Source organism: Microbacterium sp. JZ101 (assembly GCF_053903175.1).
This window is the reverse complement of sequence record NZ_CP096400.1, coordinates 1571049-1596433: the sequence shown is the minus strand read 5'-3', so window position 1 is coordinate 1596433 and position 25385 is coordinate 1571049. Positions and strand designations below refer to the sequence as shown.

At 73.1% G+C, this 25385-nt stretch carries 22 protein-coding genes; 11 read left to right on the top strand and 11 right to left on the bottom strand.

Features of this window, described 5'->3' with window-relative positions; translation table 11 throughout:
- Window positions 1-7 precede the first annotated feature (7 nt).
- The 3 genes from M1D56_RS07385 to M1D56_RS07375 are packed head-to-tail and all read left to right on the top strand — an operon-like array spanning window position 8 to window position 2803.
- Entirely contained in the window at window positions 8-1066 is a 1059-nt protein-coding gene (locus tag M1D56_RS07385; protein WP_456285119.1) for a FecCD family ABC transporter permease, read from the top strand.
- Window positions 1063-1905: an ABC transporter ATP-binding protein gene (locus M1D56_RS07380; protein ID WP_324011434.1), complete on the top strand. Its 843-nt coding sequence runs from the start codon at window positions 1063-1065 to the stop codon at window positions 1903-1905. Before M1D56_RS07385 ends, M1D56_RS07380 begins: the two co-directional genes overlap by 4 nt.
- A 10-nt stretch (window positions 1906-1915) precedes the next feature.
- Window positions 1916-2803, top strand: coding sequence for a siderophore-interacting protein (locus tag M1D56_RS07375; protein ID WP_324014883.1), 888 nt, complete (start codon window positions 1916-1918; stop codon window positions 2801-2803).
- Window positions 2804-2815: 12 nt separating this feature from the next.
- On the opposite strand, the gene M1D56_RS07370 is transcribed toward M1D56_RS07375, so the two are convergent.
- Window positions 2816-3790: a sugar-binding transcriptional regulator gene (locus tag M1D56_RS07370; protein WP_271171712.1), complete on the bottom strand. Its 975-nt coding sequence runs from the start codon at window positions 3788-3790 to the stop codon at window positions 2816-2818.
- Window positions 3791-3899: 109 nt separating this feature from the next.
- Between M1D56_RS07370 and M1D56_RS07365 the strand changes: the two genes are divergently transcribed.
- The 3 genes from M1D56_RS07365 to glpK all read left to right on the top strand — a co-directional run bounded on the left by M1D56_RS07365 (window position 3900) and on the right by glpK (window position 8024).
- Window positions 3900-5606 carry a glycerol-3-phosphate dehydrogenase/oxidase gene (locus M1D56_RS07365; RefSeq protein ID WP_271171711.1) on the top strand — a complete coding sequence of 569 codons (1707 nt, stop codon included), beginning with the start codon at window positions 3900-3902 and terminating at the stop codon, window positions 5604-5606.
- Window positions 5607-5714: 108 nt separating this feature from the next.
- Entirely contained in the window at window positions 5715-6470 is a 756-nt protein-coding gene (locus M1D56_RS07360) for an MIP/aquaporin family protein (RefSeq protein WP_271171710.1), read from the top strand.
- A gap of 39 nt (window positions 6471-6509) precedes the next feature.
- Complete coding sequence (gene glpK, locus M1D56_RS07355) at window positions 6510-8024, top strand: glycerol kinase GlpK (RefSeq protein WP_455970151.1); 1515 nt, start codon at window positions 6510-6512, stop codon at window positions 8022-8024.
- A 51-nt stretch (window positions 8025-8075) separates the two neighbouring features.
- Here glpK and M1D56_RS07350 read toward each other — a convergent pair whose 3' ends face one another.
- Window positions 8076-8489, bottom strand: a complete 414-nt coding sequence (locus M1D56_RS07350) for a VOC family protein (protein WP_456285118.1) — start codon at window positions 8487-8489, stop codon at window positions 8076-8078.
- A gap of 10 nt (window positions 8490-8499) precedes the next feature.
- Window positions 8500-9366, bottom strand: a complete 867-nt coding sequence (locus tag M1D56_RS07345; protein WP_456285117.1) for a LysR family transcriptional regulator — start codon at window positions 9364-9366, stop codon at window positions 8500-8502.
- 79 nt (window positions 9367-9445) lie between these two features.
- Here M1D56_RS07345 and M1D56_RS07340 point away from each other — a divergent pair, with 79 nt between their 5' ends.
- Window positions 9446-10321, top strand: coding sequence for an EamA family transporter (locus M1D56_RS07340; RefSeq protein WP_456285116.1), 876 nt, complete (start codon window positions 9446-9448; stop codon window positions 10319-10321).
- A 1-nt stretch (window position 10322) separates the two neighbouring features.
- Here the strand turns inward: M1D56_RS07340 and ffh are convergent, their stop codons facing one another.
- The 4 genes from ffh to lipB are packed head-to-tail and all read right to left on the bottom strand — an operon-like array spanning window position 10323 to window position 14136.
- Complete coding sequence (gene ffh, locus M1D56_RS07335; protein WP_456285115.1) at window positions 10323-11879, bottom strand: signal recognition particle protein; 1557 nt, start codon at window positions 11877-11879, stop codon at window positions 10323-10325.
- A 12-nt stretch (window positions 11880-11891) separates the two neighbouring features.
- Window positions 11892-12491, bottom strand: a complete 600-nt coding sequence (locus tag M1D56_RS07330; protein ID WP_282977601.1) for a TetR/AcrR family transcriptional regulator — start codon at window positions 12489-12491, stop codon at window positions 11892-11894.
- A gap of 20 nt (window positions 12492-12511) precedes the next feature.
- The gene (gene lipA / locus M1D56_RS07325) at window positions 12512-13501 is read right to left on the bottom strand and encodes a lipoyl synthase (protein WP_271171703.1); all 990 of its coding nucleotides are present in this window, start codon (window positions 13499-13501) and stop codon (window positions 12512-12514) included.
- A complete protein-coding gene (gene lipB / locus M1D56_RS07320; protein WP_456285114.1) occupies window positions 13498-14136 on the bottom strand; it encodes a lipoyl(octanoyl) transferase LipB in 639 nt (212 codons plus the stop codon). The genes lipA and lipB overlap by 4 nt, the downstream gene beginning before the upstream one ends.
- A 114-nt stretch (window positions 14137-14250) precedes the next feature.
- Between lipB and M1D56_RS07315 the strand changes: the two genes are divergently transcribed.
- From M1D56_RS07315 to M1D56_RS07300, 4 genes are read left to right on the top strand one after another with little or no spacing between them, the layout of a single operon-like run.
- Window positions 14251-15879 carry an ABC transporter substrate-binding protein gene (locus M1D56_RS07315; RefSeq protein WP_456285113.1) on the top strand — a complete coding sequence of 543 codons (1629 nt, stop codon included), beginning with the start codon at window positions 14251-14253 and terminating at the stop codon, window positions 15877-15879.
- A 5-nt stretch (window positions 15880-15884) separates the two neighbouring features.
- Window positions 15885-16871, top strand: a complete 987-nt coding sequence (locus M1D56_RS07310; RefSeq protein ID WP_456285112.1) for an ABC transporter permease — start codon at window positions 15885-15887, stop codon at window positions 16869-16871.
- Complete coding sequence (locus M1D56_RS07305) at window positions 16868-17668, top strand: ABC transporter permease (protein WP_271171699.1); 801 nt, start codon at window positions 16868-16870, stop codon at window positions 17666-17668. The genes M1D56_RS07310 and M1D56_RS07305 overlap by 4 nt, the downstream gene beginning before the upstream one ends.
- Window positions 17665-19161 (top strand): ATP-binding cassette domain-containing protein, encoded by a 1497-nt coding sequence (locus tag M1D56_RS07300; protein ID WP_456285111.1) that lies wholly within the window; start codon window positions 17665-17667, stop codon window positions 19159-19161. Before M1D56_RS07305 ends, M1D56_RS07300 begins: the two co-directional genes overlap by 4 nt.
- Before the next feature lie 6 nt (window positions 19162-19167).
- Here M1D56_RS07300 and M1D56_RS07295 read toward each other — a convergent pair whose 3' ends face one another.
- Genes M1D56_RS07295 through smc form a run of 4 tightly spaced genes read right to left on the bottom strand, consistent with a single transcriptional unit; the run spans window position 19168 to window position 25253 of the window.
- Entirely contained in the window at window positions 19168-19668 is a 501-nt protein-coding gene (locus tag M1D56_RS07295) for a DUF2004 domain-containing protein (protein WP_271171697.1), read from the bottom strand.
- Between the two features lie 25 nt (window positions 19669-19693).
- Entirely contained in the window at window positions 19694-20563 is an 870-nt protein-coding gene (ftsY, locus tag M1D56_RS07290; RefSeq protein ID WP_456285110.1) for a signal recognition particle-docking protein FtsY, read from the bottom strand.
- A 38-nt stretch (window positions 20564-20601) separates the two neighbouring features.
- Window positions 20602-21723 (bottom strand): class I SAM-dependent methyltransferase, encoded by a 1122-nt coding sequence (locus M1D56_RS07285; RefSeq protein WP_271171695.1) that lies wholly within the window; start codon window positions 21721-21723, stop codon window positions 20602-20604.
- Entirely contained in the window at window positions 21720-25253 is a 3534-nt protein-coding gene (gene smc, locus M1D56_RS07280) for a chromosome segregation protein SMC (protein ID WP_456285109.1), read from the bottom strand. The genes M1D56_RS07285 and smc overlap by 4 nt, the downstream gene beginning before the upstream one ends.
- Between the last annotated feature and the right edge of the window lie 132 nt (window positions 25254-25385).

Genomic DNA, 25385 nt, shown 5'->3' with positions numbered 1-25385 from the left:
GCCCGCCATGACCGTCCTCGCTCCCGCGCCCACGACGCCCGACGTCGTCGAGCCGCTGCGCGCCGGCCGCCGGCGCCGCTCACGGCGCCGCGCGATCGCCGTCGCCGTGCTCGCGGTGCTGCTCGTCGCCCTGTTCGGCGCGATGCTCATGCTCGGCCGCACGATCTACCCCGTGGGCGACGTCCTCGCCGTGATCCTCGGCGCGGATGTCCCCGGCGCGTCGTTCACGGTCGGCACGCTGCGCGTCCCGCGGGTCATCGCCGGGGCGCTCGCGGGGCTCGCGTTCGGCCTGGCCGGCTCGACCTTCCAGACCATGCTGCGCAATCCGCTCGCGAGCCCCGACGTGATCGGCATCACGTCGGGAGCGAGCGCCGCCGCGGTGGTCGCCCTCGTCGTCCTGCACTGGTCGGCCGGCGCGACGATGCTCCTCTCGCTCGTCGTGGGAGTCGGCACAGCCGCCGTCATCTACGCGACGGCCAGGGGCGGGGAGTCGACCGGCGGCCGGCTGATCCTCATCGGGATCGGCATCGGCGCGATGCTCGACTCGGTCGTGGCGTTCGTCATCTCGCGCGCGGCGGAATGGGATGTCCCGGTCGCGATGCGCTGGCTCACCGGCAGTCTCAACGGCGTCAAGATGGACGACGTCGTGCCGCTCGCCGTCGCGGTCGCGATCCTCCTGCCCCTCGTGCTGCTCCTCTCGCGGGACCTGCGCGCGCTCGAGCTCGGCGACGCCTCGGCCACCGCGCTCGGCGTGCGCGTCGACCGCGCGCGCATCCTGCTCGTGCTCGCCGCCGTCGCGCTCGCGTGCTTCGCCACCGCCACCACGGGGCCCATCGCGTTCGTCGCGTTCCTGGCCGGGCCGATCGCCGCGCGCATCGTCGGCCCCGGCGCCTCCCTCGCCGTGCCGGCGGCCCTCGTGGGCGGCTGCCTCGTCCTCGGCGCCGACCTCCTCGGCCAGTTCGCGTTCGACACGAAGTTCCCCGTCGGCGTGATCACGGGCATCCTCGGCGCCCCCTATCTGCTCTTCCTCCTCGTCCGCACGAGCCGCCTCGGAGGTTCCTCATGACGGTGCAGCACACCCTCGAAGCACAGTCCCTCGTCGCCGGCTACGGCGGCCGCACGATCGTCGACGGCGTCGACCTCGTCGTCCCCGCCGGGCGCATCAGCGTCATCGTAGGCGCCAACGCGTGCGGCAAGTCGACGCTGCTCAAGACCATCTCCCGGCTGATCCCCGCGCGCAGCGGCGGCGTCGTCCTCGACGGGCGCCGCATCGACGAGGTCCCCACCAAGCAGCTCGCGCGCACGCTGGGGCTCCTGCCCCAGCAGCCGATCGCGCCCGAGGGCATCGCCGTCGCCGACCTCGTCGGACGCGGCCGCCATCCGCACCAGAAGCTCTTCCGCTCGTGGACCGCCGAGGACGAGCGCGCGGTCGCCGAGGCGCTCGAGGCGACCGGCATCGCCGATCTCGCCGACCGGTCGGTCGACGAGCTGTCGGGCGGCCAGCGCCAGCGCGTGTGGATCGCCATGGCCCTCGCACAGGAGACGGGCATCCTCCTCCTCGACGAGCCCACGACCTTCCTCGACGTCACGCACCAGATCGAGGTGCTCGATCTGCTCACCGACCTCAACCGGCGCCGCGGGACGACCATCGTCATGGTGCTCCACGACATCAACCTCGCGGCCCGGTACGCCGACCACCTCTTCGCGCTCCGCGCCGGACGGCTCATCGCCTCAGGCGCACCCGGCGACGTCGTCACGAGCGAGCTCATCTCCGACGTGTTCGACCTCGACGCGCTCGTCATCACCGACCCGGTCTCGGGCACGCCCCTCGTGCTCCCCCGCGGCCGCCACCACGTGCTCCCCGCCGCGCTCACGGCCGAGCACTCCACCCCGACAGGAGTCTGACGTGTCCGACATGGAGTTCTTCCGCGTGTCCGTCGCGCGCATCGCCGACCTCACCCCCAGCTTCCGGCGCTTCACGTTCACGGGCGAGCAGCTGCACCGCTACGGCGACCCCGGCTTCGACCAGCGCATCAAGGTCGTCTTCCCGAGCGCGACGGCGTCGATCGACGACATGCCGACGGGCGAGGACTGGTACACGACCTGGCGAGAGCTCCCGGTCGATCGCCGTCCTCCGTTCCGGACCTACACGACGCGCGCCGTGCGCGGCGACCTCCGCGAGGTCGACGTCGACATGGTCGCGCACGACGTCTCGGGCCCTGCCTCGGCGTGGATCCAGAGCGCGCAGGTGGGCGACGAGCTGCTCATCCTCGCGCCGACGGTCGAGCGCGAGGGCGTGAGCCTCGGCGTCGACTTCGTGCCGCCGGCCGAGGTCGAGCACGTCCTGCTCGCGGGAGACGAGACGGCCGCGCCCGCGATCGCGGTGATCCTCGAGCAGCTCCCCCGCACCGCGCGGGGCACGGTCGTCCTCGAGGTGCCGGACGATCGCGACGCCGCCTACCTGCCCGACCACCCCGGGTTCGCGGTGCACGTGACAGGGCGCGGCTCCCGACAGCGCAACGAGCACCTCGTGCAGACGGTGCGGGATGTCGCGCCCGCGCTGTGCGCGCCGGGCCGCGGCTCCGAGGTGGAGGAGATCGACGTCGACAGCGAGATCCTGTGGGACGTGCCGACGAGGAGGAAGGGCGCGACGGCGCTCCGGAGCGCTCCGCTCTACGCGTGGCTCGCGGGCGAGTCGGCCGGCATCAAGACGCTGCGGCGTCACCTCGTGAGCGAGCACGGCGTCGACCGCCGCGCCGTGGCGTTCATGGGCTACTGGCGTCTCGGCCGATCCGAGATCTGACCGGGGGCGCCCTCAGCTCGCGTCGAGGAGGCGGTTCGCGAGGGCCTCGTCGAGCACGACGTCGGTGGCCAGCCCCGCGCCGAGCGCGGCGCGCAGGCTCGCGAGCTTGTGCGCGCCGGCGACCACGCACACGCGACGCGGCACGCGGCGCAGGCGGTCGAGCGTCGGACCCGTCGCGCGCGCGTTGAGCCGCACGTCGCGCCAGCTGCCGTCCGCCCGGAAGAACACCGTCGCGACGTCGCCGATGACGCGGTCCTCCGAGAGGCTCCGGTAGTCGTCCCGGTCGAGGTAGCCCCCGACGTAGACCCGGCTGGGGACCTCGGCGGACGGCGAGCCCAGGCTGAAGAGCGCGAGATCCATGCGCGCCTGCAGGTCGAGCACCCGCCGGGTGCTCCGCTCGCGCCACATCGCCTCACGCGTGGCCGGGTCGTCGAAGAACGCGGGCACCGGGAACTGCTGCACCTTCGCGCCGAACGCATGCCCGAACCGCTGCAGGATCTCGCTCGAGTACTCGACGCCGGTCGTCTGGGTGTTGCCCGCGCCGTTGAGCTGGACGACGGTCGTGTTGTGGGTCTCCTTCTGGGGGAGGTTGCGGCTCACGGCGCTCAGCGTCGATCCCCATGCGACGCCCACGATCATGTTCGAGTCGACGAACTGCGCCGTCAGACGCGCGGCCGTCATCGCGACGCGCTCGAGGCGATCGACCTCGCTCACGTTCGCGGGCACGGGCACGACGTGCGCGGCCACCCGGAACCGCTCGCTCACCCGCTGCTCGAGCATGCCCCCGCGCTCGAGCGGCGAGTTGATCCGGATGTCCACGAGCCCGATGTCCCGCGCGTGGCTCAGCAGGCGCGAGACCGACGAGCGGGACGTGCCGAGCTCGCGCGCGATCGCCTCCATCGTGCGGTCCTGCATGTAGTAGAGCTGCGCGGCCTTGAGCGCCTGCACGAGCTTCGCATCCCGGGCTCCCGGCCTCTCCGCGTCCATTCCGCCACCTCTCCGCCGCGCCCCCGCTGCACATATGTGCAGTCGAGTTGTGCACTTGTGTCCTCGGGTCCGAGGCTATACCCGAACCGACACAGAAGAGAGGTCGACGATGATCGATTCCCGTCCTTCCGCCGAGCGCCCGTCCGTCGCGGCCGTCCGCGAGACCGGCCGCACGACGGTCCTCATCATCGGCGGCGGCATCAACGGCATCTCGACCTTCCGCGACCTCGCCCTGCAGGGCGTCGATGTCGTGCTCGTCGAGCGGGGCGACTTCGCCTCGGGAGCCTCCTCGGCGTCGAGCCACATGATCCACGGCGGCATCCGCTACCTCGAGAACGGCGAGTTCCGCCTCGTCCAGGAATCGGTCCAGGAGCGCAACGGACTCCTCAAGATCGCCCCGCACTACGTCAAGCCGCTCGAGACGACGATCCCGATCTACTCGACCTTCTCGGGCATCCTCTCGGCGCCCATGCGCTTCCTCACGCACCGATCGGGCAAGCCTCAGGAGCGCGGGGCCGCGCTCATCAAGATCGGCCTGACTATCTACGACACCTTCTCGCGCGACGGCGGCATGGTGCCGCGGCACCGCTTCCTCGGCCGCCGCAGGTCGCTCGAGGAGCTTCCCGCCCTCGACCCCAGGATCAAGTACACGGCGACGTACTTCGACGCGTCGATGCACGACCCCGAGCGCCTCGCGCTCGACGTCCTGCTCGACGGCATCGCGGCGCACCCGGGGGCGCAGGCGCTCAACTACGTCGAGGCCGTCGGCCGCACCGACGACGGCGTGATCGTGCGCGACCGGGAGACCGGCGAGACGTTCCCCATCGCGGCGGACGTCGTCGTGAACGCGTCGGGCCCGTGGACCGACCTCACGAACGAGGCGCTCGGCACCGAGACGCGCTTCATGGGCGGCACGAAGGGCTCGCACATCGTCCTCGATCACCCCGAGCTGCTCGCGGCGACCAAGGGGCGCGAGATCTTCTTCGAGCACTCGGACGGGCGCATCGTGCTCATCTACCCGCTCAAGGGCCGCGTGCTCGTGGGGACGACCGACATCGACGCCGACCCGAGCACGCCGGCGGTGTGCACCGAGGAGGAGGTCGACTACTTCTTCGACCTCATCCACCACGTCTTCCCCCAGATCGCCGTCGACCGCGGCCAGATCGTCTACCGTTTCGCGGGCATCCGCCCGCTCCCCCGCCACGAGGACACCGCACCCGGCTTCGTCTCGCGCGACTACCGGGTCGAGATCGACCGCTCGGGGCGCGTCCCGCTCCTCAGCCTCGTGGGCGGCAAGTGGACGACCTTCCGCGCGCTCGGCGAGTCGCTGTCGAACACGGTCCTCGACCTCCTCGGCCGCACCCGCACCGTCAAGACGGCCGGTCGCCCGATCGGCGGCGGCCGCGACTTCCCGCGCACGCCGGCCGACCGCCGGGCGTGGACCTCCGCGCACCTCGCCGGAGCGGGCGAGCGCGCCGACGCCCTTCTCACGCGGTACGGCACGCGCGCCGCGGCCGTCTGGGACTTCATCGCCCAGGGCGACGACGCGCCGCTCGCGCGCGGCGACCTCTCCACGCGCGAACTGGCGTGGATGGTGCAGGACGAGCACGTCGTCCACCTCGCCGACGTCGTGCTGCGCCGCACGAGCATCGCCTTCACCGGAGGCGCGGACGCGGACATCCTCGACGAGCTGGCCGACGCGCTCGCGCCGCTGCTCGGCTGGGACGCCGCTCGGCGCGATGATGAGGTCGAGCAGGCCCGCACGATCCTCAACGACTTCCACGGACTCACGATCCCCGACCGCACGCGTCACTGACGCACGGTCGCAGGGGCCTCCCTCCTCGGGGCCCCGACCGGAGACATCTCCGCTCACTCCCGTGCGACGGCAGAGGGGCCGCCGCACTCACGAAAGGTCGAAGAAGACATGAACGAAGTGAACCTCGGGCTCTACTTCCTGTCCGAGATGGTCGGAACGGGGATGCTGATCCTGCTCGGATGCGGCGTCGTCGCGAACGTCGTGCTCGCGAAGAACAAGGGCTTCGGCGGCGGCTTCCTGATGGTGAACTGGGGATGGGGCCTCGCGGTCTTCGCGGGCGTGCTCGCCTCCGCGTACTCCGGCGCGATCCTCAACCCCGCCGTCGGCATCGGCCTGCTCCTCGCGGGCAAGATCACCTTCACGATGTTCCTCGTGGCCACGGCCGCCGAGCTCGTCGGCGCGATCATCGGCGCTGTCCTGTGCTGGGCGGCCTACCGCCAGCACTTCGACGTCGAGGAGGACCCCGCGAACAAGCTGGGCGTGTTCTCGACGGGCCCCGCCATCCGCTCCTACGGCCACAACCTCATCACCGAGATCATCGGCACGTTCGTGCTCGTGTTCATCATCTTCGCGTTCGCCGACTACGGCGACATCGAGGTGGGCGTGCCCGGCGGCCTCGGCCCGCTCACGGCCCTGCCGGTCGCGCTGGTCGTCGTCAGCATCGGCGCCTCGCTCGGCGGCCCCACGGGCTACGCGATCAACCCGGCCCGCGATCTCGGCCCGCGCATCGCGCACGCCATCCTGCCCATCAAGGGCAAGGGCTCGAGCGACTGGGGCTACTCGTGGGTTCCCGTCGTGGGCCCGCTCATCGGCGGCGCGATCGCCGCCCTCGCCGCACCCGCGCTCCTCGGCCTCGCCGCCTGAGCACCCGCCATCCGCATCCGCGTTCAAAGGAGAATCACCATGGCCGACTACATCATCGCGATCGACCAGGGCACGACGTCGAGCCGCGCGATCATCTTCGACAAGAAGGGCAGCATCGTCGCGACCGGTCAGAAGGAGCACGAGCAGATCCTGCCGAAGGCCGGCTGGGTCGAGCACGACCCGATCGAGATCTGGCGCAACGTGCAGGAGGTCATCGGCCTCGCGCTGAGCCGCGCAGACCTCACCCGCCACGACATCGCGGCGGTCGGCATCACGAACCAGCGCGAGACGGCCGTCGTGTGGGACCGCACGACGGGCAAGCCGGTCTACAACGCGATCGTCTGGCAGGACACGCGCACGCAGGACATCGTCGACCGCCTCGCGGCCGACGGGGGCGGCGACCGGTTCAAGCAGGTCGTCGGCCTCCCGCTCGCCACCTACTTCTCCGGCACGAAGATCACCTGGATCCTCGAGAACGTCGAGGGCGCGCGCGAGAAGGCCGAGGCGGGCGACCTCGCGTTCGGCACGACCGACTCGTGGGTGCTCTGGAACCTCACCGGCGGGACGGACGGCGGCGTCCACGTCACCGACGTGACGAACGCCTCGCGCACGATGTTCATGGACCTCGAGACGCTCGAGTGGCGCGACGACATCCTCGAGGCGTTCGGCGTGCCGCGCTCGATGATGCCCGAGATCCGCTCGTCCTCCGAGGTCTACGGCGCGGCCGAGAGCTCGTCGCTCCTGCGCGAGACCCCCATCGCCGGCATCCTGGGCGACCAGCAGGCCGCGACCTTCGGCCAGGCCGCCTTCCAGAAGGGCGAGAGCAAGAACACCTACGGCACGGGCTGCTTCCTCATCTTCAACACGGGCGAGGACATCGTCCACTCCAAGAACGGGCTCCTCACGACCGTCGGCTACAAGCTCGGCGACGGCCCGACGCACTACGCCCTGGAGGGCTCGATCGCGGTCACGGGCTCGCTCATCCAGTGGCTGCGGGATCAGCTCGGGATCATCCAGACGGCGCCCGAGGTCGAGGAGCTCGCGCGCCAGGTCGAGGACAACGGCGGCGTGTACATCGTCCCCGCGTTCTCGGGCCTGTTCGCTCCGTACTGGCGGCCGGATGCGCGCGGTGCGATCGTGGGCCTGACCCGCTACGCGAACCGGAACCACATCGCGCGCGCCGCCCTCGAGGCCGTGGCGTACCAGACGCGCGACGTGCTCGACGCCGTGAACGCCGACGCGGGCGTGGACCTCACCGAGCTCAAGGTCGACGGCGGCATGGTCGCCAACGACGCGCTCATGCAGTTCCAGGCCGACGTGCTCGGCGTGCCGGTCGTCCGCCCCGTCGTCGCCGAGACGACGGCGCTCGGCGCTGCCTACGCCGCGGGCCTCGCCGTGGGCTTCTGGAACGGCCTCGACGACCTGTCCGCGAACTGGCAGGAGGACAAGCGCTGGGAGCCGACGATGGACGAGGGCGAGCGCGACCGCCTGCTGCGGCAGTGGCGCAAGGCCGTCACGAAGTCGATGGACTGGGTCGACGACGACGTCGCGTGACCTGTGCGCACGGCGGGCCCGGAGGAGCGATCCTCCGGGCCCGCCGTCGTGTCAGGGCAGCAGGCTCTCGCCCAGGGGCGACGGGTTGACCGCGACCTCCCATCGGAAGCCGTCGGGGTCGGCGAAGTAGCCGGAGTAGCCGCCCCACGCGCGCTGCTGCGCCGCGACGACGGCCGTCGCGCCGGCCGTCCGCGCCTGCGCGAGCACGGCGTCGACCTGCGCGGGCTCGGCGACGTTGTGCGCGAGCGTGACCGGCGGTGTGCCTCCGCGGGTGACCGCGCCGATCTCCTCCTCGGCGTGAGCGCGATCCCAGAGGGAGAGGAGGAGCCGCTCCCCCACGCGGATCATGAGCACCTCGCCGGGCGCCTCGAACTCGGCGCGCCATCCGAGTCCGTCGATGTAGAACCGCCGCGAGGCCGCGACGTCGTCGACCACGAGCGTGATGAGGCTGATCCGCTGGTCCATGGCGCCAGTCTCACACGATGAGCGGCAGGAGCGCACGCGCCGCCGCGCGCGGGGCGCGGGCGTCCCACGCGACGTGCTCGGCGCGCACCGGACCGTCGCTCACGGGCACCGCCGCGATCGCCCGGTCGTCCATCGGGACGACCCCCGGCGGCAGGAGCGTGACGGCGAGGCCCGCGGCCGCGAGGCCGCGCAGATGATCGGCCGTGCCCGCCTCGAACGCGACGTCGCGCGCGATGCCGGCCGACGCGAACGCATGATCGGACTGCTCCCGCCCTGAGGTGCCGGAGGGGAAGTCGGCGAAGACCGCGTCCGCGAGGTCGGCGAGCGAGAGGATCGCGCGTGACGCGAGCGGATGGCCGCCCGGCAGCACCGCGACCAGGGCCTCCCGTGCGAGCACCCGCGAGGCGACACCCTCGGGCACGAGGCCGTCCCGCAGGCCGAGGAGGGCGACGTCGAGCGCGCCCGCGCGCACGGCGGGCACCATCTCGTCGCTGTTGCCCATCCGCAGCTCGACGCGCACGTGCGGATGCTCCGCGCGGAAGCGCCCGAGCACCGCCGGGACGTCGACGGCCGTGACGGTCGGGATGACGCCCATGCGCAGCGTCCCGCGCACCTCTCCGGCGGCCGACGCGGCCTCCTCCCTGGCGCGGTCGACTGCCAGGAGCGCCTCGCGCGCGTGCGCCGCGAACGCCTCGCCCGCCTCCGTCACGCGCACCGCCCTGCTCGTCCGCGCGAAGAGGCGCGTCCCGATCTCGCGCTCGAGCGCAGCGATCTGGTGGCTGAGGGCCGACTGCGTCACGTGGCAGCGCGCCGCGGCGCGCGTGAACCCGCCCTCCTCGATCACGGCGACGACGTAGCGCATCTGCTGGAGCTCCATGCATCCATGATCCCGCTTCATCATTCAGATGAGAAGGATGCGTTGGACTCATCCCCATGGCGGGGCGGAGGCTGGAGCCATGAGCGCTCCCGTCACCGCCCTCCTCACCGCCCTCGCGCCGATCGCGTGGGGCACGACCTACATCGTGACGAGCGAGCTCCTGCCGCCAGGGCATCCCCTCTTCGCGGCGCTCCTGCGCGCCCTGCCCGCGGGGCTCCTCGCGCTCGCGATCGGCCGCGCGCTGCCCCGCGGCGTCTGGTGGGCTCGCGCCGCGCTCCTGGGCGCGCTGAACATCGGCGCGTTCTTCCCGCTGCTCTTCCTCGCGGCCGAGCGCCTTCCCGGCGGCGTCGCCGCGGCCGTCGGCGGCGCGCAGCCGGTCATCGTCGTGCTCCTGTCGGCCGTGGTGCTGCGCACCCCGGTGCGCCCGCGGCCGCTCGCGATCGGCGCGGCCGGCGCGGTCGGCGTGGCGCTCGTCGTCCTCGGGCCGAGCGCCGCTCTCGATCCGATCGGCGTCGCCGCGGCGATCGGCGGGACCGCCTCGATGGCGCTCGGGCTCGTCCTCACGAAGCGCTGGGGGCGCCCCGAGGGCGTGGGCGCGATCTCCTACGCCGGCTGGCAGCTGACGGCGGGCGGTCTCGTCCTGCTGCCGGCCGTGCTCGCCGTCGAGGGCGTCCCCGCGCGCATCGACGGCGCTGCGGTCGCCGGGTACGTCTGGCTCGCGACGGCGGGCGGCATCGTCGCGTACACCCTGTGGTTCCGCGGGATCCAGCGGCTGCCGGCATTCGCCGCGGGGCTGCTCGGCCTGCTCTCGCCCGTGGTAGCGACGCTCATCGGCGTCGCCGTGCTCGGCGAGACCTTCACGCCCGTGCAGGCGGCGGGGATCGCGCTCGCTCTCGGCGCGCTCATCATCGGCCAGGTGCCCGCGCGGCGCGCCCAGGTCGTGGGCGGGGCCTGACTCAGCCCTTGCCGAAGAGCTTCTGGATCTCGGCGAGATCGGCCTCGCTCGGCGCCGGCGCGCCCGCGCCGAGACCGAAGCCCGAGCCGCTGGGCGCGGGCGCCGCCGGCAGAGCGGCGTTCTCGGCGGCGCGCTTGGCCGGGTTGCCCGAGCGCGACCCCTGACCCTTCTTGCCCTTCTTGCCGCGCTTGGCGGAGGCACCCGGCCGGCCCATGCCGGGCATCGCGCCCATGCCGGGGATGCTCGGGGTGCCGCCGCGGGCGACGGTCTTCATCATCTTCGCCGCCTGCTCGAAGCGGTTCACGAGCTGGTTGACGTCGGTGACCGTCACGCCGGAGCCCTTCGCGATGCGCAGGCGGCGGGAGCCGTTGAGGATCTTCGTGTTCGCGCGCTCCGCGGGCGTCATCGAGCGGATGATCGCCTCGGTGCGGTCGATCTCGCGCTCGTCGAAGTCCTCGAGCTGCTGCTTCATCTGGCCCATGCCCGGAAGCATCCCGAGCATCTTCTTCATCGACCCCATCTTCTTCAGCTGCTGCATCTGCTGCAGGAAGTCGTCGAGGGTGAACTGGTCGGTCGCGAACTTCTCGGCGACCTTCCGCGCCTCCTCCTCGTCGAACGCCTGCTGGGCCTGCTCGATGAGGGTGAGGATGTCGCCGAGGTCGAGGATGCGGCTCGCCATGCGGTCGGGGTGGAAGTCCTCGAGGTCGTCGAGGCCCTCGCCGGTCGACGCGAAGATGATCGGGCGCCCGGTCACGGACGCGACCGAGAGCGCCGCGCCGCCTCGCGCGTCGCCGTCGAGCTTCGACAGCACGACGCCGGTGAAGTCCACACCGTCCTGGAAGGCCTTCGCGGTGTTGACCGCGTCCTGTCCGATCATCGCGTCGATGACGAAGAGCACCTCGTCGGGCTGCGTCGCGCGGCGGATGTCGGAGGCCTGCTTCATGAGCTCGGCGTCGACGCCGAGACGGCCGGCGGTGTCGATGATCACGACGTCGTGCTGCTGGCGGCGCGCGTGCTCGACGCCGTCGCGCGCGACCCGCACGGGGTCGCCGACGCCGTTGCCGGGCTCGGGCGCGTAGATCGCGGCCCCCGCGCGCTCGGCGACGACCTGGAGCTGGTTCACGGCGTTGGGGCGCTGCAGGTCGGCGGCGATGAGGAGCGGCGTGTGGCCGTCCTTCTCGAGACGCTTGGCGAGCTTGCCGGCGAAGGTCGTCTTGCCCGAGCCCTGCAGGCCCGCGAGCATGATGACCGTCGGCGGGTTCTTCGCGAACGCCAGACGGCGCTGCTCGCCGCCGAGGATGCCCACCAGCTCCTCGTTGACGATCTGGACGACCTGCTGCGCGGGGTTGAGCGCCCGGTTGACGTCGTCGCCCAGCGCGCGCTCGCGCACGCGGCCCGTGAACTCCTTGACCACCTGCAGCGCGACATCCGCGTCGAGGAGTGCGCGGCGGATCTCGCGCACGGTCCCGTCGACGTCCGCGGGCGAGAGCTTGCCCTTCGTGCGGAGGTTGCGGAAGGTGTCGGTGAGGCGCTCGGAGAGCGTGCCGAAAGTAGCCATGATGGGTCGATTTTACCCGGCGCCGGACGTCGACGCGCGCGGCGGGTCGGCGGGGACGGAGCCGAGCGCCTCGGCGACGACGTCGCCGAGAGAGCGCGCTCCGGGCCCGACGTGCGCCCAGTGACGCAGCGCGCTCATCACGGCCCCGGCGTACGCGGCTCCGAGCACGTCGGCCGGGATGGACGCGCGACCGGCGTGCCGCAGCGCGGCGGCGACGGTCGCGGCGATCCGCGCCATCCGCACCGCCGACTCGCGCTCGAGGTCCGCTGCGATGCCCATGGCGTCGGCGTTCGCGATCGCGAGGGCGAGCGCGTCGGGCCGCAGCCCGTCGGCGAAGGCGCGCAGCGCCTCGACGATCGCGGGCCCGTCGACGCCCGGAGCGTCCAGCGCGCGCTCGAGGGCCGCGGCGCGCTCGTCGAAGCCGGCCCACAGGAGCGCCGACTTCGACGACGCGTAGTTGAAGAAGCTGGAGCGGCTCACGCCCGCGCGGTTCGCGATGTCGGCGATCGACGTCGCATCGAAGCCCTGCTCGAGGAAGAGCTCGCACGCGGCCTCGGCGAGCATCTCGAGCGAGGACGCGCGCGGTCGCCCCGCTCCCCTCGTCCTGGCCATCCGTTCCAGGCTAGCCGCCGTCAGACCGCCTGGGCGAAGCCGAGGTCGGCCGACGCCGCGATGTGCGCGAGGTGCTCGGGGATCTCCCGCCCCTTCGAGATCATCGACTGCGCCCAGAGGCGCCCGGCACGGTACGACGACCGCACGAGCGGACCCGCGAGCACGCCGAGGAACCCGATGCGCTCCGCCTCCTCCTTGAACCCGATGAACTCCTCGGGCTTGACCCAGCGGTGCACGGGGAGGTGACGCGGCGACGGCCGCAGGTACTGCGTGATCGTGATGATGTCGCAGCCCGCGTCGTGGAGGTCCTGCAGCGCCTGGACCACCTCGTGCGGCTCCTCGCCCATGCCGAGGATGAGGTTCGACTTCGTGATGAGCCCGGCGGCGCGCGCCTGCGTGAGGACGTCGAGCGAGCGCTCGTAGCGGAACGCCGGCCGGATCCGCTTGAAGATGCGCGGCACCGTCTCGACGTTGTGCGCGAACACCTCGGGGCGCGCGTCGAAGATCTGCCCCAGGAGCGCGGGATCCGCATTGTGCTCGTTCGCGAGGAGCTCGACGCCCGTGTTCGGGTTGAGCTCGTGGATCTTCCGCACGGTCTCGGCGTTGAGCCACGCGCCCGTGTCGGGCAGGTCGTCGCGGGCCACGCTCGTCACCGTCGCGTAGCGCAGGCCCATCCGCTGGACGCTCTCCGCGACGCGGCGCGGCTCGTCGGTGTCGTACTCGGCCGGCTTCCCCGTGTCGATCTGGCAGAAGTCGCAGCGGCGGGTGCACTGCGAGCCGCCGATGAGGAAGGTCGCCTCGCGGTCCTCCCAGCACTCGAAGATGTTGGGGCATCCCGCCTCCTGGCACACCGTGTGCAGGTCCTCGCTCTTCACGAGCGAGTGGAGCGCCTGGTACTCGGGGCCCAGCTTGGCTGTCGTCTTGATCCAGGACGGCTTGCGCTCGATCGGCGTCTGCGCGTTGCGCACCTCGAGCCGCAGCAGGCGGCGTCCGTCGGGAGCGGCGCTCACGCGGTCACCTCCGCGTCCTCGGCGGCGAAGGCCGACACGACCGAGTCGACGACGTCGGCGGGCGAGATGATCCGGCCGGCGTGCGAGCTCATCGTCGTCACCCCCGCATCGGTGATGCCGCAGGGGATGATGCCGCCGAACCCCTCGAGCGTGTTGTCGCAGTTGATCGCGAAGCCGTGCATCGACACGCCCTGCGCGACGCGCACGCCGATCGCGGCGACCTTCTCCTCGCGGAGCACGCCCTGCACCCACACGCCGCTGCGGCCGTCGACCTGGAACCCCTCCACACCGTGCTCGGCGAGCACGCCGATGAGGATCCGCTCGAGCCGCCGCACGTGGTCGACGACGGCGAACCGCTCGGGCAGGCGGAGGATCGGGTAGCCGACCAGCTGGCCGGGCCCGTGCCAGGTGATCTTGCCTCCGCGGTCGACGTCGACGACGGGAGTGCCGTCCTGAGGGCGCTCGTGCGGCTCGGTGCGCTTGCCCGCCGTGTACACGGCCTCGTGCTCGAGCAGGATGAGCGTGTCGGAGCGCTCGCCGGCGACCACGTCGGCGTGGATGCGGCGCTGCAGGGCCCAGCCCTCCAGATAGGGAACGTAGTCGGGCGCGAGCCCCGCCAGCAGGACGTCCATCACGGCGCCTCCTCCTCGGTGTTTCTGGATCCCGTCCAACAATACCCGCCGCCGCGCCCCGGGGCTGCCGGCGCCGGTAAAGTTGGACGCTGTCCACCTTTCCCGTCGAAAGCAGCCATGTCCTCACGCGCCCTGTCCGCCGCCGTCCTCGTCCTCCCCGTCGCGCTCCTCGCGGCCTGCGCTCCCGCGGCGCCCGGCGACGGCGCGGCGTCGCCATCCGCCGGCGGAACGCTCGTCTACGCGACCGGCGATGCGGAGCCCACCTGCCTCGACCCGCACGTGGGCGGCAACTACCCGCAGGCCCTGCTCAGCTCGCAGTACCTCGAGCCGCTCTTCGGCCGCGACGCCGACGGCACGATGCGACCCTGGCTCGCGACGGACTGGGAGACGTCGGAGGACGGACTGACCTGGGACATCACGCTGCGCGACGACGTCTCGTTCACCGACGGAACGCCCTTCGACGCCGAGTCGGTCAAGGCCAACATCGAGCACCTGCAGGACCCGGACACGGCGGCCTCGACGGGCTACCTGGCCGTCGAGCAGATCGAGCAGATCGAGGTCGTCGACGACACGCACGTCCGCTTCCGCCTCTCGACGCCGAAGTCCGCCCTCCTCGAGGCCCTGAGCCAGCCCTGGACGGCCATGGAGTCGCCGGCGGGCCTCGCACGCGGGCAGGAGGAGAACTGCCTCGCCCCGATCGGGACCGGCCCCTTCGTCGTGCAGGAGTGGACCCCTCAGCAGAGCGTCACGCTCACGCGCAACGAGGACTACGTCGCGTCGAACCCGCATGCCGACCACGACGGGCCCGCGCACCTCGACGGCATCGAGTGGCGCTTCATCCCCGACGCCGCCACGCGCCAGGCCGCACTCGCCTCGGGCGAGGTCGACGTCATCGACAACCCGCTGCCCGCCGACATCGTCGCGGCCGAGCAGCAGGGCATCGAGCACATCGACGCGCCCCGCCCCGCCTCGTCCAACCGCATCGAGCTGAACACGGCCCAGCCCCCGTTCGACGACGTGCGCGTGCGCGAGGCCTTCATCCGCGCCGCCGACCCCACCCCCGGCATCCAGTCGCTGTTCCTCGGCACGGCCGAGCGGTCGTACTCGCCGCTGTCGAGCGTCGAGCCGCTCGCCTACTCCGACGAGGAGCTCTTCGCGACCGATCCCGACGCGGCAGCGGCGCTCCTCGACGAGGCGGGCTGGACCGATGCCGACGACGACGGGACGCGGATGAAGGACGGGGCGCGCCTCACCGTGCGGTTCCCCGTCTCGAACGACCAGTCGACCGCGGCAGAGCAGTCGCTCTTCGAGCAGATCCAGGCCAACGCCGCGGCGGTCGGATTCGACGTCGTGCTCGACCCGGTCGACCTCTCCACCTGGTACGGCGCGCTCGGCGCGCACGAGTACGAGGCCGTGAGCGCGCCCTACACGATCGTCGGACCGGACGTGCTGCGCATCCTCTACCACTCGTCCGGAACGGTCCCCGCGCCGTCGGGGTACTTCGCGAACCACGCGATGCTCCAGCTGCCCGAGCTCGATGCGGCCCTCGACGCCGCGGCGTCGACGCTCGACCCCGACGAGCGCGCCGAGCGCTACACCGAGGCGCAGCGCATCGTGCTCGAGAGCTTCGCGATCCTGCCCCTCTACGACCAGCAGAACCACTTCCTCGTGGGCGGCGCGACGGGCGTCACGACCCTCGGCACGGTGGCCACGCCCACGTTCGTGAACGCGCGCCTGGCCGACTGAGCCGCATGGCCGCCCTGCGCTGGATCGCCGCGCGCCTCGCGCGCGCGGCGCTCGTGGTCTGGATCGTCGCGACGGTCGTCTTCTTCGCGCTGCGCGCGACGGGCGACCCGCTCGAGGCGATCCTGGGCGGCCCCGGATCCCAGGCCGGGCCCGAGGCGGTCGCCGCCGCGGAGCGCGCGTACGGGCTCGACCAGCCGCTCGTCGTGCAGTACGCCGTGCAGCTCGCGCGGGTCGCGACGCTGCAGCTCGGCGACTCCTATGCGCGCCGCCAGAGCGTGGCCGAGCTCATCGGGCAGCAGCTGCCCTCGACGCTGCTGCTGGCCGTGCTCGCCCTCGGTCTCGCGTGGGTGCTGGCCGTCGCCGGCGCGATCGTCGCCACGTCGGCCCGCGGCCGTGCGGGCCGCGTCGTCGGCGCCGCTCTCCGCGGCGTCGAGGTGACCGCGACGGTCATGCCGCAGTTCTGGCTGGGCGCGGTGCTCATCCTCGTCTTCGCGTCGACGCTCGGCGCCCTCCCCGCCACGAGCGCCGGCAGCTCGCCCGCCGAGCTCGTGCTCCCGGTCGTGACGCTCGCGATCCCGATCGCCGGCTTCCTCGCCCAGGTCTCCCGCGATGCGCTGCTCGAGGCCGATCGCGCCCCGTTCGCGACCACGGCGCGGGCTCGGGGCGCCGGCGAGCCGCGCGTGCTCCTGCGCCACACCCTGCGGCACGCCGCGCTGCCCGCGATCGCGCTGTCGGGATGGGCCTTCGGCAACCTCCTGAGCGGAGCGGTCGTCGTCGAGGTGCTGTTCGCGCGCCCGGGTCTCGGCCGACTGCTCCAGGAGGCCGCGCTCGCGCGGGACGTGCCCGTCGTGATCGGCGCCGTCTCGATCGTCGCGCTCCTCTACGTCGCGGTCGTCGTCCTCTCCGACGCGGCCGAGCTGCTCGTCGACCCGCGCCTGCGCGGTTCGCGGCCGGGTGCCGTCCGCATGCCCGACGTGGCGGTGGGCTCGTGAGGTCGCGCCTCGGCTGGTCGGGAGCGGCCGCGCTCGCGTGCCTCGCCCTCCTCGGCGTGGCGATCATCGCGCCGTCCGTGCTCGCGCCGCAGGATCCGCTCGCGATCGACCCAGCATCCGCGTTCCGCCCGCCTTCCCCCGGCCATCCGCTCGGCACGGACGAGTCGGGGCGCGATGTGCTCGTCCGCATCGTCCACGGCGCGGCGGCGTCGGCGGGCATCGGCGTCTGGGCGACCGCGCTCGGCATCGGCCTCGGCGTCGCGATCGGGTTCGCCGCCGGCCTCGGTCCGCGCTGGCTCGAGGCGGCCCTCGGGCGCGTGGTCGAGGTGCTGTTCGCCCTGCCCACGCTCGTCATGGCGCTCCTCCTCGTCGCGGTGCTCGGCCCCGGCACCCAGAGCTCGGTCCTCGCGATCGGGCTCGCGACCGCTCCGGGCTATGCGCGGATCCTCCGCTCGCGGGTGCGCGGCGTCGCGCGCAGCGACTACGTCGCCTACGCGCGCCTCGAGGGGACCCCTCCTCTGCGCGCCTTCACGCGCCATATCGCGCCCAACACGCTCTGGCCCCTCGTCGCGACGGCGACCCTCGGCATCGGGCAGGCCATCGTGTGGGTGTCGGCCCTCAGCTTCCTCGGGCTGGGCACGCCGCCGCCGTCGCCCGAATGGGGCGCCATGCTCGACGCGGGCCGTGTCTACATCTCGTACGCCCCGTGGCTGACGATCTTCCCCGGCCTCGCGATCGTCGCCACCGCCACGGCGCTCACGGTCGTCGGCCGCCGACTGGGAGGGGCCGGCCGATGAGCGTGCTCGATGTCGCCGATCTGCGCGTGCGCCTGCGCGGGGCGGGCGAGGTGCTGAAGGGGGTCGACCTGGCACTCGACGCGGGCGAGTGCCTCGCCGTCGTCGGCGAGTCGGGCGCGGGCAAGTCCGTGCTCGCGCGGACGCTCCTCGGCCTCCCCCAGACGACGCCCGGCGCCGCGGTCACGGCATCGCGTCTCGCGTTCGCGGGGCGGGACGTGCGGCGGCTCGGCGGGCGCGGATGGCGCCGGCTGCGGGGCGCGGACATCGCACTCGTCCTGCAGGACGCGCTGCAGTCGCTCGACCCCCTGCGCACGATCGAGGACGAGGTCGGCGAGGCGCTCGCGGTGCGCCGTGTGCCGCGGCCCGAGCGCCGGCGCCGCGTGATCGCCGCCCTCGAGAGCGCGGGGCTGCCCGATGCCGTCGGCCGGCTGCGGCAGCGTCCCGGTGCGCTCTCGGGCGGCATGCGCCAGCGCGCGCTCATCGCGTCCGCCATCGTCGGCGGCGCGCGCGTCATCGTCGCCGACGAGCCGACGACGGCGCTCGACGCGACCACCGCGGTCCGCGTGCTGGATCTGCTCGCGCGCCTGCGGGACGAGGGGGCGGCTCTCCTCCTCATCAGCCACGACCTCGGCGCGGTCGCCCGTGTCGCGGACCGCGTCGCGGTCCTCGACGCCGGACGCATCGTGGAGGCCGGCGCGGCCGAGACCGTCCTCGCCGCGCCGACCCACGCGGTCACGCGCGCGCTGCTCGCGGCGCGTCCTCGCGGGCCGCGGCCCGCGCCATCCGCCCCTCCCGGCCCCGTGCTGCTGCGGGGCGAGGGCCTCGTCCGGCGGTATCGCGGGCCATCCGGCGCGCCCACGGCGGCCGTGGACGGCGTGGACGTCGTCGTGCGCCGCGGCGAGACGCTCGGCGTCGTCGGCGAGTCGGGCTCGGGCAAGTCGACGCTCGCGCGCCTCCTCATCGGAGCGGAGGCGCCCGATGCGGGTCGGCGGGTGCTCGCCGACCCCGCGCCGCGCGTGCGCCTCGTCCCGCAGGACCCGCTGGCCTCGTTCGACCCGCGCCACGACGTCGCGCGCATCCTGCGGCACTCTCATCGGGATGGCGCACCCGCGCCCGCACAGCTGCTCGCGCGGGTAGGCCTCGACGCGTCGATCCTCGCGCGGCGCCCGGCGGAGCTGTCCGGAGGGCAGCGCCAGCGCGTCGCCATCGCCCGGGCTCTCGCGGGCCGTCCCGACGTGCTCGTCTGCGACGAGCCGGTCTCGGCGCTCGACGTCACGACGCAGGCCGGCATCCTCCGGCTGCTCGACGGCCTCCAGCGCGACGAGGGCCTCGGCATCGTGTTCATCTCGCACGACCTCGCGGTCGTGCGCCTCGTCAGCGACCGCGTCGCCGTGATGCAGGACGGGCGGATCGTCGAGACGGGCGCCACCGAGGACGTCTACGCCTCGCCGGCGCACCCCTTCACGCGCGAGCTCATCGCGGCGTCGCGCTGAGGCGCGCTACTCGGCGCTCGTGACCGAGTGGATGCTGCCGTCGCTCGTGAGGTTCACGAGCAGCACGTCGTCGGTCGCGTCGGGGTCGAGCGCGTACTCGAGCACCGCGAACGGGTCGGATCCGCCGTGCTCGTCCGCGAGGATCGTCATGCTCATGAGATTGAGCGAGCGGATGATGTCGACCGCCGGATCGCCGGAGATGTCGACGAGGAAGTCCTCGAGGCCGTCGCCGAGCGTCTCCTGCTGCATGAGGATGTACTCGGTCACCTCGCTCGCGCGGTTGTCGACCTCGCCGAGCATGGCGATCCGGCTGCGGCGGTCGACCTCCTCGAGCGACGACACGATCGCCGCGGCGGCGTCCAGCGCCTCCTGCGACACGTCCTCCTGATCGGGCGCCGTCAGGTCGACGGACACGGTCTGGTCGCCGAGCTCGACGTTCTCCGACCAGAAGATCGAGCCGTCGGGACCGGACTCCAGCAGTCCGAAGAAGTCGTGTTCGATCGCCATGTCGCTTACTCAACCATCCGAGCCGTCAGTCGACAAGCGACGCGGCGAACACGTGCGGCGTGAAGCCCGTGAGGTCGCCGATCCCCTCGCCCTGACCGAGCAGCTTGACGGGGATGCCCGTGCGCTCCTGCACCGCGAGCACGAAGCCGCCCTTCGCCGATCCGTCGAGCTTGGTGAGGACGAGACCGGTGACCCCGGCGTGCTCGAGGAACGCGTGCGCCTGCATCACGCCGTTCTGCCCGGTCGTCGCGTCGAGCACGAGGAGCACCTCGCTGATGGGGGCCTGCTTCTCGATCACGCGCCGGATCTTCGTGAGCTCGTCCATCAGGCCGCCCTTGGTGTGCAGGCGGCCGGCGGTGTCGACGAGCACGATCTCCGTGCCCGTGCGCTTGGCGTGGTCGATCGTCTGGAAGGCGACGGACGCCGGATCCTGCCCCTCGCGCTCGGGGCGGACGATCGCTGCCCCGCCGCGCTCCGCCCACGTCGCGAGCTGGTCGACGGCGGCGGCGCGGAACGTGTCGGCCGCGCCGACCACCACCGACCGGTTGTAGCGGCGCAGGAAGTGCGCGAACTTGCCGATCGTCGTGGTCTTGCCGACGCCGTTCACGCCGACGACGAGCACGACCGCGGGGCGCTCGGTGAGCTTGAGCGTGGTGTCGAATCGCGCGAAGTGCTCCTCGAGCGTCTCCTTCAGCATCCGCTGGAGGTCCTTGGGGTCGGTCGTGCGGTACCGATCGACCTTCTCGCGGAGCTCGTCGACGATGCGCTCGGTGATCTCGGGGCCGAAGTCCGCCGTGATGAGAGCCGTCTCGAGGTCCTCCCACGTGCCCTCGTCGATCGTGGGCTTGACGAACATCCCGCGCAGCGCGCGCCCGAGTGACCACTTCTCCGCCATGCTCCCAGCCTAGTTCGCGGCGCGCGGGCGGCCGACCGTCAGCGGCGGGTCGACGCGGTGACCGTGAAGCGGGTGCTGCGGCCGACCTGGCGCGTGGGGCCGACGATGCGCTCGAGCGCGGGCCGGTACGCGAGGTGCGAGTTCCACACGCACCAGAGCTCGCCGCCCGGCCGCAGCACGCGCGCGGCGTCGGCGAAGAGGCGCGGTGCGATCGCGTCGGTCACGGCGGCTCCGGAGTGGAACGGCGGGTTGAGGATGACGAGGTCGGCCGAGGCGTCTGCACGCGAGCCGAGGCCGTCGTCCTGCACGACCGCGATGCGGTCGGCGCCGTTCGCGGCCGCGGTCGCGCGGGCGGACGCGACCGCGGCCGCCGACTGGTCGCTCGCGACGACCGCGGCATCGGGATGCGCGAGCGCGTACGCGGTCGCGAGCACGCCCGTCCCGCAGCCGAGGTCGATCGCGTCCCGGACGGCGGGCATGTCGGGGAGGAAGCCGAGCAGGAACCGCGTGCCGATGTCCACGGAGGCCCCCGCGAAGGCCGCGCCGTGCGCGCACACCGTGATGCCGACGTCGTCGTGGCGGACGCAGCGCGGCCAGCCGCCCGATCGCCGCGGATCGGGGCCGGCCGCGTGCAGGACGCGGCTCTTGCTCGCCGCCCTGCTCGCCCTCACCTCGCGGAAGTGCCGCGCGAGCACGTCGTTCATGCCGAGCGTCATGTGCTTGATGCGCCCTCCCGCGACGACGCGCACGTCGGGCGCGGCGTGCGCCGCGATGAACCCCGCGATCTCGTCGAGGGCGTCCAGGGCGCGCGGCAGCTGCACGAGGACGACCCGCGCGTCGCGCACGAGGTCGGCGTCGAGCGCGTGCATCGCGAGGGGTGCGAGGTCGATGTCGAGCGCCCGGGCGTTGCGCTCGAGCGCGCGGCGGCCGGTGATCGCGTCCTGGTGCAGTCGGATGGCCCTGGTCGGGTGCGCGCGGAGCAGCGGGAGCGACAGCCCGCCGTATCGGTCGCCGATGACGACGACGGGCGCGTCGCCCGCGTCGGCCTCGGACAGGATGAGGCGATCGCTCGCGTCTGCCGCGACGAGGTCGTGCGCCTCGACGTCGGGGGCGCGGCGCAGCCGCGGTGCGATCGCGTCGAACGCCTCGAGCGCGTTCACGAGGCCACGCGATCGCCGACGCGCTGGCCGACGACCGCCGAGACGCCGTCCTGGCGCATCGACACGCCGTAGAGCGCGTCGGCGATCTCCATGGTGCGCTTCTGGTGCGTGATGACGAGCAGCTGGCTCGAGGCGCGCAGCTGCTCGAAGACGCCGAGCAGCCGGCCCAGATTCGCGTCGTCGAGCGCGGCCTCGACCTCGTCGAGGATGTAGAACGGGCTGGGGCGCGCCTTGAAGATCGCGGTGAGGAGCGCGACGGCCGCGAGCGACCGCTCGCCGCCCGACAGCAGGGACAGCCGCTCGATCTTCTTCCCCACGGGCCGCACGGTGACCTCGATGCCGGTCGTGAGCATGTCGTCGGGGTTCGTGAGCGAGATGCTGCCGGTGCCGCCCGGGAAGAGGATCGGGAACACCTCCTGGAACGCCGCTCGGGTGTCCTCGAAGGCCGCGGCGAAGATCGTCTGCATGCGCTCGTCGAGATCGGCGATGATCGTCATGAGGTCCTTGCGGGTCTGGACGAGATCGTCGAGCTGCTCGGTGAGGAAGCGGTGCCGCTGCTCGAGTGCGGCGAACTCCTCGAGCGCGAGCGGATTGACGCGCCCCAGCTGCGACAGCTTCCGCTCGGCCTCGCGGAGGCGGCGCTCCTGCATGCGCCGGTCGTAGGGGATGGTCGAGGGCTCGTCGGCGTCGTCGTCTCCCGTCGCGGCGCCGAGATCCCCGATGTCGCGCGGCACGGGCTGGTCGGGGCCGTACTCCGCGACGAGGATCTCCTCGGAGAGGCCGAGCTCGCTCGCGACGCGCTCGAGGAGGCTCGTGAGGTGGAGCTTCTTCTCGTGGATCTGGAGCTCGATGCCGTGCACGCTCTCGGTGAGTCCCGAGAGCCGCTCGCGCAGGCGCCCCTCCTGCTGGCGCAGGTCGCGCAGCTCGGCCGTGACGGCCGAGCGGGCGCTCTCGGCCTCGGCGAGGGCGAGGCGGGCCTCGGCCGCTGAGCGGTCCACGGAGTCGAGCACCCGCGGGAGCTCGGCGGTCACGCCCTCCGCGACCTCGCGCTGGGCGCGCCGGATGACCGCTCGCCGCGCGGCCTGCTCGGCGGCCGCCTGCTCGCGCTCGCGCTGCCGCTCGAGCTCGACGGCGCGCGCCTCCGCCGCGCGCACCCGCTCGCGGAGGGTCTCCACCTCGAGGCGAGCGGCCATCTCGCGCTCGCGCGCTGCCTCCACCGCGGCGAGCAGGCCGTCCCGTGCCGAGGCGTCGAGGATGGGGCGGGGCTCCTCGAGGGCGCGCTCGAGCTCCGCGGCGGCCGCTGCGGCCTTCGCCTCGGCGTCGGACACGGCCCCGGCTGCCTGCGCGAGACCCGCCTCGAGGCGCTCGCACTCCGCGATCGCGGCCTCGTGGCGCACGGTCACCCGGTTCACGTGCTCGGCGTGCTGAGCGAGCTGGGCGTCGTGCTCGCGGAGCTCCTGGAGCCGCTCGCGCGTCGCGCGCCGCGCCGCCTGGAGGCGCTCCGCCGCCTCCTCGCGTCGCGGTCCGAGGTCGTCGAGCGTGCGCTGCACCTCGGCGAGTCGTTCGGACGCGGCGTCGCGCTCGGCCTGGAGCTCGAGGCGCGAGCGGCTGCCGCCGGAGCCGGCGCGCAGGGTGCGCGCCGTGCACACCTCGCCGGCGCGTGTCACGACCGTGATGCCGAGGTCATCCGAGCCGGCGGTCGCGAGCACCTCCCGCGCCGCCCCGAGGTCATCGACGATGACGACGCGGGCGAGCAGCCCGAGGACGCCGTCCGGCGCCGTCACGACCGCGTGCGCGGGCGTCGCGCCCCGCGGCGCGGCGACGGGGTCGCCGGCTCGGCCGCCCGCGATCACGATGTCCACGACGCCGACATCGACCGCGTCGCGCGCGGCCTGGAAGGCGGCCTCCTCGTCGTCGACGAGCATGCCCTCCGCGAGCGGTCCGAGCACAGCGGCGACGGCGGCCTCGTACCCGCCCGCGACGTGCACGCTCTCGCCGACGAGCCCGCGCACGCCGGCGCCGCCGCGGGCGATCAGCTCGGCGGCCCCGCCCTGCACGTCGAGCGCGCTGCCCAGCGCCGACACCTTCGCCGTGAGCGCGTCCGCCTCGCGCTCTGCCGCACGATGCGCCTCGCGGAGCTCCTCCACGGCGGCCTCCGCCTCGGCCGCCTCGCGCTGCGCGTCCTCGTAGCGCGCCTGCAGGTCGGCTGCGGTGCCCTCGGCGACGGCGATGTCCTCGAGCGCCTCGAACGCCTCCGCCGCCTCGCGTCGGCGCTGCTCCGCCGCGTCGAGCGCGTTCTGCTGCCGCAGCACGCCGCCGCGCACCGCCGCGAGGGTCTGCTGCGCCGCCTCGGCGGCTCCCCGCAGCGTCGTGATCCGCATGTCGTGCGCCGACACGAGCGCGCTCTGCTCGGCGATCTCGACGTCGAGCGCATCCAGCTCGGCCCGCGCCGCGGCGACCTGGCGGGTGGCCTCCTGCGCCGCGTCCTGTGCGGCGCCGACGCCGTCGGCGATCTCCACGATCTCGGCGCGGGCGTCGTCGATGTCGCCGCGGCTCACCGTGACCTTCGCGTCCGCGTCGTCGTCCCGCTCGCCCAGGAGCGCGAGACGCTGGTTCGCGAGGGTGTAGAGGCCGCGCAGACGCTCCTGCACCTGCTCGAGGCCGAAGAGGATGCGACGCGCCTCATCCACCGCCTCGGCGTTCTGCTCCCGCTCGAGCGCGGCGATCCGGGCCTTCGCGGCGTCGGCCTGCTCCTGCAGCGCGAGGCGCTCGGTGTGGCGCTCGTGCTCGTCCCTGGCGTGATCGGCGAGCGCGTGCCGCAGCTGCACGACGTCGTCGGCGTACAGGCGCGCCTTCGCGTCGCGCACGACCGCCGCGATCGTCTGCGCCTCCCGGGCGATCTCGGCCTGGCGGCCGAGCGGCTTGAGCTGTCGGCGGATCTCCCCCGCGAGATCGCTCAGACGCGTGAGGTTCTGCTCCATGGCCTCGAGCTTGCGGACCGTCTTCTCCTTGCGGCGACGGTGCTTGAGGATGCCGGCCGCCTCCTCGACGAAGCCGCGGCGCTCCTCCGGCGAGGCCTGGAGCACGGTGTCGAGGCGTCCCTGTCCCACGATCACGTGCATCTCGCGGCCGAGTCCGGAGTCGCTCAGGAGCTCCTGGACGTCGAGGAGCCGACAGGACTCGCCGTTGATCGCGTACTCGCTCTGGCCGCTGCGGAACAGCGTGCGGCTGATCGTGACCTCGCTGTACTCGATCGGGAGCGCCCCGTCCGAGTTGTCGATCGTGAGCTGCACCTCGGCGCGGCCGAGAGGGCCGCGGGTCGCGGTGCCGGCGAAGATGACGTCCTCCATCTTGCCGCCGCGGAGGGTCTTGGCGCCCTGCTCGCCCATCACCCACGCGAGCGCGTCGACGACGTTCGACTTCCCGGAGCCGTTGGGCCCGACGATCGCCGTGACCCCCGGCTCGAGCGCGAACGTCGTGGGCTGAGCGAACGACTTGAAGCCCTTGAGCGTGAGGCTCTTCAAGTGCATCCGCGCGGCTCCCTTCCCTGTCGTCGCCCTGGAAAATCAGGTCTCACGGTACCGGACGGCCCCTGCGCGGGACGCGATGCGCTGCGGCTCGGCGCGACGAATCCTGGGAATCCGCTTGACGCGGCCCGCGCC